Consider the following 16,287-nt stretch of genomic DNA (forward strand, 5'->3'; position numbering starts at 1 on the left):
TTGACTTCAGCACCGCGGGCTTCTTGGCGCTTTTCTGGGGCGCCGCCTGACCGGGTGTTATTTAGATTACTACAAGTGTTCATATTCCGCACGCTTGTTCTTATCGCGAACAATTACCTAGTTTGGCAGAGGCATGTGGGTGCGTTGTGGGGCCTGCTCTGCGCGTCATTTCGAGCACGTGGGGCGCAGAGCGGGCCTCGCAACGGGTGGGTCAGCGCTGGGGCAGGCGGGCCGCGAGTTCAGCCGCGGCTTCCTGCAGGGTGGGGACGTGCGCAATAAGTTCCTCCATGGTGAGGCGGAAGACTGGCACGGCCGTGGCGAGTGATGCGAAGGCGTGGCCTTGGGAGTTCAGGACCGGCACGGCGACGGCGCGCATACCCACCTCGTTTTCCTCATCCATCACCGCATACCCCTGCCGGCGCACCTGCTCGATTTCTTCGCGGAACGCATCGCGGTCGGTGATGGAGCGTTCCGTGAGGGGATCCAAGGGAAGTTCCTCCAGCAGACGCTTCCGCTCGATCTCTTCTTCGAAAGCCACAATCGCCTTGCCCACTGACGTCGTATGGAGCGCCCCGAGATGACCGGGGTCGCTGGTGACGCGGAAGGTCTTGGGGCCATCCACCTTATTGACCGTCAGATGGTGGTTGCCATCACGGACGGAGAGGATGGTGGCCTCATGCGTGCGATCTGTAACGCGCTGCAAGACGGGCAGTGCAGTGGCCGCGAAGCCATGGTGGTTCGATACCCGCTGACCGAGCTGGAAGACGCGCAAGCCCAAGTGGTAGCGGCGCCCGTCGGGCTCGTAATCCACGAAGCCATCGCGCGTCAACGAGCCCAGCAAACGGTACGTGGTGCTGAACGGCAGGCCGGCACTCCTTGCCAGATCCGCCGCACTGGCGCCGCGCGGCTCGTCGCCCAGCAGCACCAACAAACCCAGTGCCTTGCCGACCATGTCGGTCTTTGTGTCCTCTTTCACACTCATAGCTCGATGCTCTCACATAGTGAGAGCTATTTCTAGATGGTGGTGACTTCTCTTGACAAGTGACCCCACTCACAGCCACTATTGCTGTATTGCACAAGTAGCTCTCACCATATGGTTACTTTCGGGATGATCCGGCCGCACCTCGCTCTGGTCTTCCCACAGAAGCTAGATCCGCGACATCGTCGTCACAGAAGGAAACCCCCATGAGCCAAACAATGCCGTCAGCGACGCCAGGCACTGAAACCACCGCCGGAACACCCAAGAAAGCTGCGCTTGCCAGCTTCCTGGGCAGCGCGGTGGAGTACTACGACTTCTTCATCTTCGGCTCGGCCGCAGCCCTGATCTTCCCGCACGTCTTCTTCCCGTCGGCCGATGCCAACGCGGCCATCATGTCCTTCGCGACATTCGGCTTCGCTTACATTGCCCGTCCCGTGGGCGCCGTGATCCTGGGCCACTTCGGTGACAGGATCGGCCGGCAGAAGGTGCTCATGTTCACCTTGGTCCTGATGGGAGCAGCGACCTTCGTGATCGGCTGCCTCCCCGACTTCAAGACCATCGGCTGGTGGGCTCCCGTCCTGCTGGTCCTTGCCCGTCTTTGCCAGGGCCTTTCGGCTGCAGGCGAGCAGGCAGGTGCCTCGTCCATGACGCTGGAGCACGCTCCGGACAACCGCCGCTCGTTCTTCACCTCGTGGACCCTCACCGGCACCCAGGGCGGCCAGATCCTGGCAGCGCTGGTCTTTATTCCTGTGGTGGCCCTGCCTGACGAGATCAAGTACGGCATTGGCTGGCGCATCCCGTTCTGGCTCAGCGCCGTGGTGGTTCTGGTGGCGTTCTTCATCCGCCGCACCCTGCACGAGCCGCCGGCCTTTGCTGAAGCCAAGAAGAACAACGAGATCTCCAAGCTCCCCGTAGCCGATCTCCTCAGGCTTCACTGGCGGGACGTCCTCCGCGTGGTCTGCTGCGCGTTCATCGCCGCAGTGAGCACGGTCTTTGGAACATTGGCCATCAAATATGCCCAGGACGTTGCCGGCGTGAACAGCACCATTACGCTCTGGCTGGTGGTCGTGGCCAACGTGGTGGCCCTCGGAACCCAGCCCCTCTTCGGCATGCTCGCGGATAAGATCGGCCGGAAGCCCGTCTTCATCTACGGCGCATTCGCAAGCGCCATCATGACCCCCGTGTTCCTGCTGACCCTGGAATCCGGCGTTGTGCCCCTGATGTTCCTGGTGTCCGTGGTGTTCTTCTCCTTCGGGTACGCCGCTGCCAACGCAGTATGGCCGTCCTTCTACGGTGAAATGTTCAGCACCAAGGTCCGCTTCTCCGGCCTGGCTATCGGCACGCAGCTCGGCTTCCTCATGGCAGGGTTCGCCCCGGCCATCGTGACTGCCCTGGGCGGAACCAAGCCCGGCGGATGGGTACAGATTTCCATCTTCACCGCCGTGATCTGCGTGATCGCAGCCGTCTCAGCCATGACGGCCCGCGAATCAGCCAAGACCCCCACAGCGGAGCTCGGCCTGCCCAAGCACGCCCAGCACGCCTAAGCCCGCCGCTTCTTCCCTGTCAGCTGGGACCAAAGCAGCGAAAACCCGGAGTGTCACCTGACATTCCGGGTTTTTCGCTTTTCCGAACCTGAGGGGCCAAGACTCTCGGAGGGGGCCAGGCATTTTTACGCTGCGTCACCCAGCGAGACCCAGGAAAACCAGCAGCGCTCTCTCACCTCCGATGACGGGCTACCTCGGGTCCAACGCCACCGGCTTGAACTTTCCCGTACCCGTCCCGGAGTAGAGCAGCAGCGTTCCATCGCCGGCTACGCCCACGAGGGTCGGGTCGCCTGTGCCCGTGAACGCGTTGCCGAGGGCAGCGAAGGAGGTGAACATGTTCCATCCGGAGCCTAGGTACTGCCGGGTGAGGAAACCTCCGCTGCCGTTGCCCGGGTAGAGCCACAGTCCTCCGTCCGTTCCTCGGGCAAGGACATCTTCCCGGCCGTCACCGTTGAAGTCGCTGCCCTGCATCACCGCGTTGAAGATATTCCACCCGGTACCGATCTGCTTCCACGGCTGGAATCCTCCGGCGCCATTTCCCGGATAAAGCCACAAGGTCCCGTCCGCGGCGCGTGCCAGGATGTCGGCCTTTCCGTCACCGGAGAAGTCGCCCGGCGCCAACATCTGCGTGAAGCCCTGCCAGCCAGTACCGATCTGTTTGCGGGCAAGGAACTGGGCCTTCCCGTCGGTCGGGTACAGCCACAGCGTCCCATCGGAGGCCCTGGCCACAAGATCCGGGTGCTTATCGCCGTCGAAATCGCCCACGCTCAAGACTGACGTAAAGACGTTCCAGCCCGTCCCCACCTGCACGCGCGGAAGGAAGCCACCCGAACCATTGCCCGGGTAAAGCCACAGGATGCCGTTGGTGCCGCGGGCCAAAACGTCCGCGACAGCATCGCCGTCGAAATCCCCGGCCTCCCACACCTGACTGAACTGGTTCCAACCGGATCCGATCGCCAAGCGGTCCGCGAAGCCGGTGCCGTCACCCGGGTAAAGCGTCATGCCTGAACCGACGCCGAGGACGTCAGCCTTGCCGTCGCCGGTAAATTCCTGCCCGCCGACGATGTCGCCCGCCAGGTTCCAACCAGTTCCGACGGCGGTACGCGGCAGGAGGCTCCCCTTGCCATCGCCGGGGTAGACGTAGAGGGTGCCGTCCGACGAACGGGCCAGGAGTCCTGCCGTCCCGCCCCCGAACGTCCCCGCTGCGGAAAGACTGGTGAACGCATCCCAGCCCTGGCCGATCTGCCGCTGGGCCAGGAATCCGCCGGAACCGTTCCCGGGATAGAGCCAAAGCCGGCCATCGGTTCCACTTGCCACCACATCTGCCCGGCCATCTCCGTTGAAGTCGCCGGGGGCCACCAACTCCGTAAACCCCTGCCAGCCGACACCTGCCTGGCTGCGTGGCAGGAAACCGCCCTTGCCGTTGCCCGGGTAGAGCCACAGACTGCCGTCGCTGCTGCGCGCCAGAATGTCAGCGAAGCCGTCGCCATTGAAATCGGAAGTGCCCAGTACCGCGTTGAAAATGTCCCAGCCACTGCCGATTCGCACGGGATCTTCAAGGCGGTTTCCGGGCAGGCCTGCATAGAGCAGGAGCGAACCGTCCGCTTCGCGGGAAAGGACGTCGGCCAGCTTGTCGCCGTCGAAATCGCCGGCGGAAAAACTCATCCGCGTCTTCAGTTTGGTGTCGGCGTTGATGGTCACTGTTGCCGAGGTGGCGCTGACCGAATTGATGGTCACCCTGGTGCCCGTATAGGTGGTGAAAGTGCTGCCCGCCTGCCAGGCATGGTTCTGGCTGTACCAACCATTGAAAGGTGTGGTGTCCGGCATGAGGATCAGTGACGAGGCGATGGTGGCGCCGCCCCGCTGGACGATTTTGACGCCTTTGTTGCCGCCCGAGAGATAGCTGTCGTAAGCCCCTACCGGCTGCCGGAGTTCCAGGTAGTAGACCTCCCGGCTCACAGGGTCCGTGAACTTGATGGCGCGCTGGGCCTCGGTGCCGCCCCAGGGCTTCAGGGTGTAGCTCTTGACTCCCGTGGCCACACCGGTGTCGCGGATTTCGTCGCCTCGTCCCAGGCCGCCGTAGTCCCAAAACGTAGAGCTGATGACCGGCGAGTTCCACTGCGCAGCGCCCATGATGTCTGTGGTGTCGCCGTACTCGCGGATGTAGCAGGACGGGTCCGTGAACTGGCCATTGCTGTTGACACCGACGTCGGACGCCCCGCTGCGGCACTGCAGGGCATCAGCGTGCATCATGCCAATGACGTGCCCGAACTCATGGCTCATCACGTTGTTGGAGAAGTTGCTGATCTGCGGCATCAAAACGCGGCCACTGTAACTGCCGCTGCTGTAGCCGGCGCCAAGCGCGTTCCCGGACAGGGTGGTGGTGGGAATGTAGATCACCAGCGCCGTGTATGGGCTCGCGGACCATTTCAGCTCGCTGGTGATGGTGGAGATGATGGAGCTGTAGCTGTCGGTCGACCTCGCCTTGGACTGGTGCCCGGCAACCTTGCTGTTCACGGTCATGGAGAGCTTGTTGGCCGACATCGCCTGCCAGTACTTGCTGGTGGCCGCCACCGTCTTTTCGGCGTCAGCCATGGAGACCGCGTTGGCGTTGTCCGCCAGTTTTGCCGTGACCAACCGGACGCGGATGTCACCGGCGGGGCCGATCGCTGCTGCACCGTCGCGGAGGATGGAGTCGACGTCGGACTGTCCCTTGGGTGCATCGTCCGCAGGTGGCGTCTCGAACGTGTGGTCCGAACGCGGCGTGCCCTCGATGAACTGGACATTCGGGTTATCCGGTCCTGGAACCGGAACGGCCGTGGCAGGGGCCTGAACAAAAAACAGGCCGGTGGCGAACACCACCAGGCCCGTGGACAGTGCGATGGATCGCCGCAAAACTCCCATTGAATCTCCCCGGGGACGGAGCCTGTGGTTCCTGTGAGTCTCAAGAACCGAGATCAGGCTACAGCCGTGGCCGCCGTGCGCCGGGAAGGCGGGGCTGGGTCACCGGAAATGCAACCAACCCGGAATGCTAACCGGACCCTAACCGCCCCGAAATACCGTGGCAACATTGCCGCGCCACACTGGAATAGCCGGCAAGTGCAGGCACCAGCTCCAGCCCAGGAGGCCACCATGTTGAAGGAAGTCACAACACACACAACACGAATACGCGCGATCAGCCAGCTCCACCGTGGAGACGAGATCGAAGCCCGACTGTCCGTGGGACCCGCCTATGATGACGTGGTCATCCGCCGCGGACAGGTCCAGGAAACCGCGCCGGGAATCGGCGTTGTCTGGATCATGGATCACGTCTCGGGTATGAGGAAAGCCATCAATACCGACGAATGCAGTGTTTGGCGCGTCGCCTGAACCGGCTTGACCCCAACCCTGCTCAGCCGCCGGCCACGGACTGGACAATCAGGACCTCCTGGCCGCCCGCAACCTCCGTATCAAGACCTTTCAGACGCCGGACCTCATCACCGTTCACGTAAATATTCACGAAACGGCGGAGTGCCCCGGTTTCATCACGCAAGCGCCTGGCCAGCACCGGATAATCTCCGGTCACCGCATCAAGCAACTGTCCAACGGTCACAGCCCCGTCGGCGGACGCAGTCAGATAGGACTGTCCGCCGACGAGTGGCTGCAGGACACCAGGCAACAGGACCGTAAAGTCAGCCACAACGGGCCTAACCAGGTACCGGCGCGCTGGCTTGATCGCCAGGAGTGGGGTCAATCTCCTGGGCCGCTGCCTCCACGATCACTGCGGCTTCGGCAATCACAGTGGCTTCCGCCGCAGTCAGTGGGACTTCTACGCCTGCTGCGTTGTCCACCACGACGGCGGCCCTCACGCACAGTACGTCCGGCAGGTGCGAGGCCACTTCAGTAAAGGTCCCGCCCTCATCGGCGCTGGCGTAGACGGCACCTCCGCGGGTGCCGAAATATACTCCGACGGGTTCGGCCGTGTCCACGGACGCGGCATCGCGCAGGACAGCGTTGTATTCGTGATCCGGCAGGCCGGTATGAAGTTCTGTCCAGGTATTTCCGGCGTCATTGGTGCGGTGGACACTGAGCTTGCTGTCCGGCGGGATGCGTTCGCCGTCGGCCTTCAGCGGAATCACCCATGCCGTCCCTTCCCGCCGCGGGTGCGTCAACATGACGAAGCCGAAGTCCGCAGGCAGCCCGTCCGCGATGGAATCCCAGTTCTCACCGTTGTCATCCGTACGGTAAACGCCATGGTGGTTCTGAGCGTACAAGCGGCCCTCGACGGCGGCGTCCGCTGCGATCTTGTGGACACACTGGCCGAACTCCGGGTTGGGATCGGGCATGAAGTAGGCCGAAATTCCTTTGTTCCGGGGCTCCCAGGAGGTCCCGCCGTCGAGCGATCTGTAAACGCCGCCCGTACTCATGGCGATGTGGACCTTTTCCCCGGACGGATCAACCACAATCGAGTGTGCCGCCGCGCCACCATAGCCGGCACCCCACTCGCTGCGGTGCGGGTGGTCCCACAGCCCGCGGTTCAACTCGAAGTGTTCGCCGCCGTCGGTGGACTTCCATACAGAAATCGGCTCGCACCCGGCCCAGACAACGCCAGGGCGGGATTCGGCGTCGGGGTAGATCTGCCAAACGCGCTCCAAGGCGGCGTCAGTGCCGTCCGGGAATTTGATGGCACCTTGCTCGGGCTCAGTCCAGGTGGCGCCAAGGTCATCGGAGTGGGCCACAGTGGGTCCCCAGTGCTCCGATCTGACGCCCACCATGATCCGGGTTTTGCCGTCCCGTGTGTCTATCCCGATGCTGGGAATCTCGCTCATCAGGAAGTGCGGGCCGGAGAGGGACCATTCTTTGCGGTCCGGGCTGGTTGCCAGCCACAGGCCTTTCTTGGTCCCGATCGCTATGACATAACTCTCTGCGGTATCTGCGGTTGCCATGCGTCCCATCGAACCATCAGGGTGGGTGGGTGGCAACGGTTTTTTGGGCGTATGTGGATAGTCCGCTGTCATGGGCAGACCAACCCTTACGGTTACAGTGCGGCCTAACCCCTGATCGTGACGCGAATTTCGAGAAAACTTTTAAAGAGCCATAGCGACCGTCATCCACCGGCACTGGAGAAAACGTGCTTGACTGTGGCTTTGCGATCATGAGTCCGGAACAACTTGCTGGGGGATCAGATGTTTTGCGAGGTCAAAGAGCCATGAGGCCATCACGAGGGAACTCCGCGGTTGTAGTCCGGTAGCGGGGCCGCGTCGTGATTGCAGTTTCGCTGCAAGAAGGATCAATAGTCCTGGACCCCTTTTCCGTCCGGGTGGTCCTCGGCTTGGTCACCCTGACCCTGATCGTCATTTCCTGTATTTCGTCCCAGCGAAGACGCTCGCCCTACGCAGAGTGGTGGCGGGTAGCCCTGTGCCTCTTTTTCGTTGGCAACGCGGCCTTCCTGCTGAACGGTACCGACTTCCAGCAGTGGGCCAACCCCTTGGGCAAGGCCCTGATTGTCGCCGGAACCTTCTGCATTTGGGCGGGAGCACGTACACTGCGCGACCACCGCGTGCATCCTTGGGTGCTTGCGGCCGCGTCCATTCCCAGCTGTGTTGCGTCCTTACTGGATGACCCGGGGAACAGCGTGTGGTCTGGCGGTTTGGTCTACTTGTGCCTGACGACGTTGGGCATCACCTTGGCGGCACTGGAACTGTGGTTCGCGAAACCCGTCCGGTCCAGGATTACCAGGTTCCTGTCGGTCATTGCCGGCCTGATGACCTTGTACTACCTGCTCCGGGCCATCAGCTTTGTCCTGGAGGGGCCCACCAGCGAAGAGTTCCGAACATTCTTTGGGTATGCGCCGGCCGCCCTGATGCATTTGATCCTGCTGGTGGCGGTGTCCTCCACCATGAATACGCTCAGCAACAAGCAGTTGATCAAACGCCTCCGGGAACGTGCCGACCGTGACCACCTCACAGGTCTGCTCAACAGGGGTGCCTTCCTGGAAGTGGCGGCCCGGTCTCTTGCGGAGTCGTCCCCGCGAGGTGCGGCTCTGATTCTTGCTGACTTGGACAACTTCAAAGCCGTCAACGATGAGCATGGTCACGCAGCCGGCGACTCCGCGCTCAGGGCTTTTGCTGCGGCCTGCATTTCTTCGGTGAGGTCGACAGACCTCGTGGCGCGTTATGGCGGGGAAGAATTCGTCCTGCTGCTGCCGGGAGCGACACAACAGCGGGCCGAAGCCATCGCCTCCGAAATCAGTAGACGCTTGGCAGGCATGAAGGGTCCCGATGGCCTGCCCTTCCCAACAGTCAGCTACGGCGTGACGTCCACCGGCGCGGACGTGCAGGACCTGGCCTTCATGATCAATGTGGCAGATGCCGCCCTTTACAGTGCCAAGGCCCAGGGGCGGAACAGGGTTGTAGGTGCGGACCCCGCAGCGGGGGAGTCCGCGGGCGCGGAACCCGCGGCGGAAGCCAGCCACCCGCCGTCGTAATTCACGCAGGTCGGTAGGACATGGACATACGACGCAACGTGTCGGGCCTCACCCTCATGGCCCTCGGCAGCCGCTTGGTATCGCGTTGTGTGACGTTATGCCTAGGCTGTGGGTGGCAAGTGGGACTGGTTCCCACCCGTGGAGCACGGAGAACAACAGTGACGGAGAGCGACCATGACTGAAGCAAACACCAATGCACGTGCACAACAGCTGAAAGCACTGCACGAAGCTCCTGAAATCCTGAGTGTGGTGAATGTGTGGGACGCCATCAGTGCCCGCACTATTGCAGGACTTCCTGAGACGAAGGCCATCGCCACTGCTGGGCATTCCATTGCTGCGGCCTTCGGATATGCCGATGGAACGATGCCCTTGGACGTGGCACTGGACGGAGTGAAGCGAATTGTCGACGCCGTGGATCTCCCGGTCACCGCAGACCTGGATGATGGCTTCGACAACCCTGCCGAAACCATCCGCCGGGCGATTGGGATCGGAGTGGTGGGCGCGAACGTTGAAGACCGCTTGCGGCCCTTCGATGAAGCCGTTGCCCGTGTGCAGGCCATCATCTCGGCTGCTGCCGACGAAGGCATCCCGTTCCAGCTGAATGCGCGCACCGACGCGATTGCCCGGGGTGGCGACCGGCCGGTTGAGGAGAGCATCCAGGACGCCATCGCGCGGGGACGAGCTTTCCTGGACGCTGGAGCTTCGTTGGTCTTCGTGCCAGGCGCCATGACCCGAGAGGTCATCGAGCCGCTGGTGGAAGGCCTGGGACACGGGAAACTCTCCGTGATCGGAGCCCCCGGAGCCCTCCCGGCTGCTGAACTCCAGCAACTTGGCGTGGCACGTGTCTCCTACGGTCCGTTCACCCAGAGGGTGGCCCTGCGGGCGCTTCAGGATCTGGCCTCGGATCTGTACGGCTCCGGTGTCATCCCTGCCGACACTCCGGCACTGAACTAGCGCCGCCTGCGCGTGCTTGCCTGACCTGTCCCGTCCGCGAAGACGGGACAGGTCACGATGCCGAGCGAGTGTCGAACGCCGCCGCGGATTCCCTCAGGAGCCGGGCCACCGTGTCCAAGGGCAGGCTGGCTGCCCGTCGCCGATCGAAGCGTCGCAGGGCGATATGCCGGGTGCCCAACCCCGGAACGTCCAGGATGTCCACATGATCGTGGACAACGCCGCTGAGCGCCAGGGTGGGCACAATGGCCACGCCCTCACCGGCAGCGACCAGTGCCAGTGCGGTGAGGGTGTCGTGGTACTGGTGAACGGTCTCTATCCGGGCACCTGTCGAGTGGCGGAGACGTCCGAGCACTGCAGTATTGGCGGCTGACGGCTCCACCCCCAGCCACGGCAAGTGCAAGCGGCTGAGATCGATGTTGTCCGTGCCGAGCAGGCTTCCTGCGGGCACCACCAGCTTCCATGGCTCGTCCAGCAGGGGTTCCTGGACCATTCCGGCCGCCATCGGATGCTGCTCTGCCGCCGTCGAATCCTGTTCGATGACCACAGCATCCAACTGTCGCTGGCGGAGGAGCCGCATCACCGCAGGGAAGCTGTCTTCAACGATCTGGATCTGCAGCTGAGGGTATTGGCTGCGCCATTCGGGAAGACGCGGGATCACCACGGTGCGCATGAAACTGGTGAATCCGCCCACCCGTACGACTCCTGCGATGTTGACCTCGCTTTGCATCCGGGCACGGGCAACGTTGAGTGCCCGTTCTATCTCTTCCCCTGCCTCCGCCATGGCCAAGCCCGCGGGTGTCAGCACTGATCCTTTGGGGGTACGCAGGAGTAGTGCCTGCCCTGCCTCAGTCTCGAGTTTGCTGAGTTGTTGAGACACCGCAGACGGCGTAATCCGCAGTTCATCAGCCGCCGCCAGAACGCCTCCAGTGCGGGCGACAGCAAGAAGAACCAGCAACCGGCGTGGGTCCACATCCATGTTAAGTACTCCTAAACACCGTCTTCAGAATATTGCAATTGATCTAAAGGTCATCGTCACTCAATATTGACTCAAAAGCACGATTCAGCAACGCAACACCGTCTAGCGAATCAAGCCTCCACTCCGGACCATACGCCGCCCGCCGGCGTCATCCGAGTGCCCAAAATCTTGAAAGGACTCCCATGGAACTGCTGTTCGAAGTCGCTGGCTGGGCCGGCGCAGTGGCAATGCTCGGCGGCTACATGGCAGTGTCCATGGGCTGGTTGCAGGCAGGCACCACCTTCCAGACCGTGAACCTCTTTGGTTCGTGCGCCTTCATCGTCAATGGCTCACTCCATGGAGCCTGGCCCTCCGTGGTGACCAACGTGGCGTGGTTCCTGATCTCCGCTGTGGCTCTTCTCCGGATGCGGGCCAAGGAGCGGGCAGAGCGGCCGACGCAGCCCGCGCAGGCGGCGCAGGCCGCCCAGCCCGCACACGTGACGCAGGCGGCGCAGCCCGTACAGGTGGCGCGGGTGGCGCACTTTGCTCCAGAGTGCTCCTCGCTTGCCCCCGACACTGCCGCTCAGGTCATCGTCGCGGCCGCTCGCCCAGTCGCCAGCTGCGCCTAGCCCGGCGGTCACCTGCGCTGAGGGCCGGCACTACAAGCTGAGCGCCGGCACCACAAACGGTGAGGGCATCACAAAAGGTAACGTCCCACCGTCGTCCATGGGACCGGAGCCTATTCTGGGCAGTAGCCGCCGCCCGATCGTGAAGGAAGCCCATGCCCACCCCCGACCATCCCCTGCGCAAACTTGGTTTCCTCACTATTGGCCTGTTCGATCCCGCGGATCCTGCGGCCGGGCACCAATCGACGCTGGAGATCATCGAGCTCGGGGAGGGGCTCGGCTTCGACAGTGCGTGGCTTCGGCACCGCCACCTGCAGTTCGGGATCTCCTCACCGGTTGCGGTCATGGCCGCGGCAAGCCAGCGCACCTCCAGGATTGAGCTGGGAACCGCGGTGACTCCGTTGGGCTGGGAAAACCCTTTGCGCCTTGCTGAGGACCTGGCCACCGTGGACCTGCTCTCCGGCGGCCGGATCAATCCGGGGCTGAGCGTAGGGGAACCCATGAATTACGGCACCGTAAAACATGAGCTCTACCCGGACACTGCCGGCGTGGAGGACTTCAGCTACGCCCGCGTAAACCGGCTTGCCCGCCTGGTCGCCGGCGAGAAAGTGCGGGACTTCTCCGGCAAACAGGGAGTGGTGGAAGAGTTCTCCAACCGCGTGGAGCCGCACGCTGCCGGGCTGCGTTCCCGTCTTTGGTACGGGGCGGCGAGCATGAAATCGGCGGTGTGGGCAGGGGAAAACGGCTTCAACCTGCTCTCCAGCAGCGTGATCTTCCCGGATAAGGACCAGGAACCGGACTTCGCCGCCGTCCAACAGTCACAGATCCGCGCCTACCGCGAAGCCGCTGCCAGGGAAGGGAACACCGCCCGCGTCTCACAGGGCTTGGTGGTGATTCCCACAGACTCGGCCTCAACTGCCCAGCGGAAGAAATACCAACGCTACGTCGACGAACGCACCCCACGCACCCGCGCGCCCCAAGGGCCGAAGGGCATGATGTTTGCAAAGGACATCATCGGCACCAGTGATGACATCGCCGAGCAGCTCTATGCCCACCGAGGATTCCAGGAAGTGGACGAGGTGGCCTTCGCACTGCCCTTCAGCTTTGACCACGAAGACTACGTGCAGATCCTCACCGACATCGCGGGCAAACTGGGGCCGGCCCTGGGCTGGAAGCCTGCCGCCTAAGCCGGCCCGTTAGCCCCGTCAGCCCGGCCAGTCCAGTCAGTCCACGAACTCCGATTGTGTCTCGATGAAGTCCCAATCCGCTTCGGTCAGTACGCCGATGACCTTGTCCCGATGGGGCCCGCCGGCCTCGGCAATATGCTGCAGCACGGTCAGCGGGAGTTCGTCGGCGCGCAGGTTCTCACGCAGCCATTCCTTGCTGTCCAGATGCAGATCGAGCCACCACATGAAAATTTCCATCGCGGACCGCCTTCCGTCAGATGGGCCATTGGTTCTGATGCGCCGTGGACCCGGGTTAACCGTAGGCCGGGTCAGGAGCGTCTACAAGGGTCCTGCTCTTGTGGCGCGCCGGTCTTAGGGCCAATCTATTCCTAAGGGTGCTCCCGGCCCCGCGACGTTCGGCCGGACCGCCCGTCACACAAGGGATCCGCGATGGACTGTGACATCGAGCTGGAGATTGATGCCGGCTCTGCACGCGGCGAATATACGGTGCGCGTGGTCCGTGCACCGGCGGGAGGCCACGCCTCGGGCATGTTCACCCTGGACGTGGAGGGCATCCTCGAACGGCTCCCCCAACTTGAAGCCACCGTTCTGGCGTCCGCCGTGGCCGCCCGCAGGACCATGCCCGTGGCTGAGATGGCAGTCCGCGAAGTGGGCCAGCAGTTGTTCCAGGCCCTGTTCACCCGCGAGGTTTACGGCACCTACCGGGCCAGCCTCGGCGCAGCCCAACACGCCGGACAGCAGCTCAGGGTGGTCCTGAGGTTGTCCGCCCCTGAACTGGCGACCATGCCGTGGGAGACCCTGTTCGACCCCGAAACCGAAACCTACCTCTGCCAGACCGAGCCCCTCCTCCGTCACATCCCCGCACCCGACTACAACCTGAATCCCTTGGATGTAGCGCCACCCCTGCGCATTCTGGGGATCGTCGCCTCGCCAAGGGACCTCCCCAGCCTGGACGTCACCGCCGAGAAGGACCACCTGAGCCGTGCCCTGGCCGGGCCGGCGTCCGAAGGCCGGGTGGAGCTGGTCTGGGCAAAAAGTGGAACCTGGGATGACGTGCAATCCATGCTGCTGGCCGGGCCTTGGCATGTGGTCCACTTCGTAGGCCACGGCGACTACGACACCCGCACCGACGAAGGCAGGATAGCGCTGGTGGGACCCGACGGAAGGGCAGCCATGGTCCGCGCTGTCCGCCTCATGGCCCTGCTCAGCGTCGCTGCTCCCCGCCCGCGGTTGGTGGTGCTGAACTCGTGTTCCTCCGGGGAAATGGGCCAGTCGGACCTCTTCTCGGGCACGGCGTCCGCGCTGGTCCGGAGCGGGATCGGCGCAGTGGCCGCCATGCAGTTCGCCATCAGCGACTACGCCGCCATCGCCTTCGCGCACGGCTTCTACGCAGCAATCGCCAACGGCCGCACCGTGGACGAGGCGGCGCGCGTCGGCAGAATCTCGGTCATGGCCAGTCCGGACGGAACGCTGGAATGGGTCACCCCGGCACTCTACGTCCGCGGGGGCACCACCCAGCTGTTCACACTCACGGGAACACCGCGCGCGCCGGTATCGGTTGAAAGTTCGACGACGGTCGGGGCCTCGGTCCGTCAAAGTACAGGACCAGCCCAGGCCAGTTCCCCGGCCCCACCGTCCGGAACCGGACAGGATCGCACCACGCCGGCCCAAACGACGCCGGTACCGGCCACACAGCCGCAGGCCGACTCCGGGCAGGCCAACGCCCGGCAAACCGACTCCGGGCAAGCCATGAAACGGGCGCAGCTGCGGGCACTGTACGTCCAGGCGTCCGCCGAGTTGCGGGCCCGGCGCTTGGAACAGGCCGTGGAACTGTTCGAAGACCTCCTCACCCTGGAGCCTGGATACCGGGACGCGATGGCGCTCAGAGACAAGGCACGGCACCGGCTGGAGCTGGAACGCATCTACCGCGAAGCACTGCAGGCAGAGGAAGCCGAAGATTGGCTGGCCGCAGTAGACGGATTCGCCGTGGTGCAGGATGACCCCGGGTTTCCTGACGCCGCCGTCCGACGCCAGGACTGCGAGCGCCGGCAACGGATCTCGGATCTGCAAGGAGAGCTTCGATACCATTCCTCCCTCGGCTCCTGGGAAGCAGTGGTGGACGTGTCTGCAGAGTTGGCCACCGTGGACCCCAACGCCGCAGATCCCGATGGCCTCGCAACCGCAGCCCGGGCGGAGATCGAGAAGGCCAAGCCGAAAGAGCCGGCTCCCACTGAAACGGCCGAGGTGCCCGCGGCGTCTGACGATGAGAAACCGCAGGGCTCGTACACAGTGGCCGACCCTCCAGTACGGCCGGTACGGCCAGTACGGAATAAGGCCCCGGCCCGCACCATCGCGGCGGACGCAAGTCCCAGCTCGGGCCCAGTCTCCGGGATCACGGCGCCCAAACCGACAACCGGCCCAAGCCCGCGCACCCGCACAAAACCCGACGCCGGCCCCACTTCGAACGCCGAACCCATTCCCGAACCCCGCCCCAGCCCGTCTTCAGCACTGAACGCAACCCCGTCCGCATCCAAAGCCGAGGCACCCACTGGTGCTCCGCCGTCGAGCGCTGGCCTCCGGGGGTCAAAGCCCGGCAGCTCAGCACCCGTCGCCGTCGGCGGGTTGGCTCCCCCGCTGAGGGCGCCGCTGCTGTGGGGCGGCGTCGCACTGATCGTGGCGGGCGGCCTCGGGGCGTGCTTCGCGGTCTACTTCCTGTGGCTGGACGACAACTATTGGTACGAGAGCGGCGGCGACGGCTCCCTCCGCATCGTTTACGGCCTGGTGGCACCTCTTGGGTACCTGCTGTTGGCGGTCGCGGGCCTCCCCGATCGCACCACGATGGCCCGCGTTGTGATGGCGGGGGCGGTTGTTTCGGGTGCTCTCTTTGGGCTCTCGGGGCTCACCGAAACGGTGGATCCCACCACTGTCATCGCCGGATTCGTGCATGCGGGCTTCGGATTGTGGGCGGGCATCCTGGCCATGCGTTCCCGCACATCCGAGCCGTTCGGGTGGCTGCTGCTGTGGCCAACCGTGACGGTTCCGCTGGTCTGGGTTCAGGACAAGGGCGTGTTCCTTGAGTCCTGGTACCGGACGCACGCCTACTTTGTGTTGATTCAGCTGCTGATTTTGTGCGCTGCCGGAATCGGTTTCGTGCTTGCGGCCCGCCGACTGCGGGCGCCGGAGAAGGGACAGGAACATGAGCAGGCTGGTTGAATTCACCACCGACGACGGCGGCACGGTAGTTGTGGAGGTCGCGAACGCCGCGGGGAGCCTGGTAACCAGGGGTGGCGATCACGCGGGGGACCATTCGGGGGTTTTCGCGCGGGCGCAGCAAACGTTCGAGCGTGCCCTGGCACACGTGCGTCCAGCGGTGCAGGGGGTGATCGATGAGCTCCTGAGCCTGGAGAACCGGCCGGATGAGGTGAGCGTGGAGTTCGGCATTGACCTTCACGCGGAGGCGGGCGCTTTCATCGCGTCGGCAAGCACCGGGTCCAATTTCAAGGTGCGGCTCACCTGGAACAAGCCGACGGAAACCTGACCCCGGATACCCTCTCAACCACCTGTTCTTTGGATCGC

At 63.8% G+C, this 16,287-nt stretch carries 14 protein-coding genes; 8 read left to right on the top strand and 6 right to left on the bottom strand.

The window, feature by feature from the left end:
- Positions 1-211 precede the first annotated feature (211 nt).
- Positions 212-982 (bottom strand): IclR family transcriptional regulator, encoded by a 771-nt coding sequence (locus AB4Y77_RS18670; protein ID WP_442014958.1) that lies wholly within the window; start codon positions 980-982, stop codon positions 212-214.
- Positions 983-1,185: 203 nt separating this feature from the next.
- Between AB4Y77_RS18670 and AB4Y77_RS18675 the strand changes: the two genes are divergently transcribed.
- Positions 1,186-2,523, top strand: a complete 1,338-nt coding sequence (locus tag AB4Y77_RS18675; RefSeq protein ID WP_311212406.1) for an MFS transporter — start codon at positions 1,186-1,188, stop codon at positions 2,521-2,523.
- Between the two features lie 189 nt (positions 2,524-2,712).
- Here AB4Y77_RS18675 and AB4Y77_RS18680 read toward each other — a convergent pair whose 3' ends face one another.
- Entirely contained in the window at positions 2,713-5,427 is a 2,715-nt protein-coding gene (locus AB4Y77_RS18680; RefSeq protein WP_442014959.1) for an FG-GAP-like repeat-containing protein, read from the bottom strand.
- Between the two features lie 228 nt (positions 5,428-5,655).
- On the opposite strand from AB4Y77_RS18680, the gene AB4Y77_RS18685 reads away from it, so the two are divergent.
- A complete protein-coding gene (locus AB4Y77_RS18685; RefSeq protein ID WP_159707992.1) occupies positions 5,656-5,892 on the top strand; it encodes a hypothetical protein in 237 nt (78 codons plus the stop codon).
- Positions 5,893-5,914: 22 nt separating this feature from the next.
- On the opposite strand, the gene AB4Y77_RS18690 is transcribed toward AB4Y77_RS18685, so the two are convergent.
- Positions 5,915-6,202: a MoaD/ThiS family protein gene (locus tag AB4Y77_RS18690; RefSeq protein ID WP_311212408.1), complete on the bottom strand. Its 288-nt coding sequence runs from the start codon at positions 6,200-6,202 to the stop codon at positions 5,915-5,917.
- A gap of 7 nt (positions 6,203-6,209) precedes the next feature.
- Positions 6,210-7,457 (bottom strand): WD40/YVTN/BNR-like repeat-containing protein, encoded by a 1,248-nt coding sequence (locus tag AB4Y77_RS18695; RefSeq protein WP_311212640.1) that lies wholly within the window; start codon positions 7,455-7,457, stop codon positions 6,210-6,212.
- A gap of 308 nt (positions 7,458-7,765) precedes the next feature.
- Here AB4Y77_RS18695 and AB4Y77_RS18700 point away from each other — a divergent pair, with 308 nt between their 5' ends.
- Both AB4Y77_RS18700 and AB4Y77_RS18705 read left to right on the top strand, forming a co-directional pair.
- A complete protein-coding gene (locus AB4Y77_RS18700) occupies positions 7,766-8,989 on the top strand; it encodes a GGDEF domain-containing protein (protein ID WP_311212409.1) in 1,224 nt (407 codons plus the stop codon).
- A 174-nt stretch (positions 8,990-9,163) separates the two neighbouring features.
- Positions 9,164-9,943 (top strand): isocitrate lyase/PEP mutase family protein, encoded by a 780-nt coding sequence (locus AB4Y77_RS18705; protein WP_311212410.1) that lies wholly within the window; start codon positions 9,164-9,166, stop codon positions 9,941-9,943.
- A gap of 52 nt (positions 9,944-9,995) precedes the next feature.
- Here AB4Y77_RS18705 and AB4Y77_RS18710 read toward each other — a convergent pair whose 3' ends face one another.
- Entirely contained in the window at positions 9,996-10,919 is a 924-nt protein-coding gene (locus tag AB4Y77_RS18710) for a LysR family transcriptional regulator (RefSeq protein ID WP_311212411.1), read from the bottom strand.
- Positions 10,920-11,101: 182 nt separating this feature from the next.
- Between AB4Y77_RS18710 and AB4Y77_RS18715 the strand changes: the two genes are divergently transcribed.
- Together AB4Y77_RS18715 and AB4Y77_RS18720 are read left to right on the top strand one after the other, a co-directional pair.
- Positions 11,102-11,527 (top strand): CBU_0592 family membrane protein, encoded by a 426-nt coding sequence (locus AB4Y77_RS18715; protein ID WP_311212412.1) that lies wholly within the window; start codon positions 11,102-11,104, stop codon positions 11,525-11,527.
- A 152-nt stretch (positions 11,528-11,679) separates the two neighbouring features.
- Positions 11,680-12,711 (top strand): LLM class flavin-dependent oxidoreductase, encoded by a 1,032-nt coding sequence (locus tag AB4Y77_RS18720; protein WP_442014960.1) that lies wholly within the window; start codon positions 11,680-11,682, stop codon positions 12,709-12,711.
- 36 nt (positions 12,712-12,747) lie between these two features.
- On the opposite strand, the gene AB4Y77_RS18725 is transcribed toward AB4Y77_RS18720, so the two are convergent.
- The gene (locus tag AB4Y77_RS18725; RefSeq protein ID WP_442014961.1) at positions 12,748-12,948 is read right to left on the bottom strand and encodes a hypothetical protein; all 201 of its coding nucleotides are present in this window, start codon (positions 12,946-12,948) and stop codon (positions 12,748-12,750) included.
- A 192-nt stretch (positions 12,949-13,140) separates the two neighbouring features.
- Between AB4Y77_RS18725 and AB4Y77_RS18730 the strand changes: the two genes are divergently transcribed.
- Together AB4Y77_RS18730 and AB4Y77_RS18735 are read left to right on the top strand one after the other, a co-directional pair.
- Positions 13,141-15,924, top strand: a complete 2,784-nt coding sequence (locus AB4Y77_RS18730) for a CHAT domain-containing protein (protein ID WP_442014962.1) — start codon at positions 13,141-13,143, stop codon at positions 15,922-15,924.
- Positions 15,908-16,249 (top strand): CU044_2847 family protein, encoded by a 342-nt coding sequence (locus tag AB4Y77_RS18735; RefSeq protein ID WP_311212416.1) that lies wholly within the window; start codon positions 15,908-15,910, stop codon positions 16,247-16,249. Before AB4Y77_RS18730 ends, AB4Y77_RS18735 begins: the two co-directional genes overlap by 17 nt.
- Positions 16,250-16,287 lie beyond the last annotated feature (38 nt).

Source organism: Paenarthrobacter sp. YAF11_1 (genome assembly GCF_052113445.1).
In the GTDB taxonomy this organism is placed as follows: domain Bacteria; phylum Actinomycetota; class Actinomycetes; order Actinomycetales; family Micrococcaceae; genus Arthrobacter.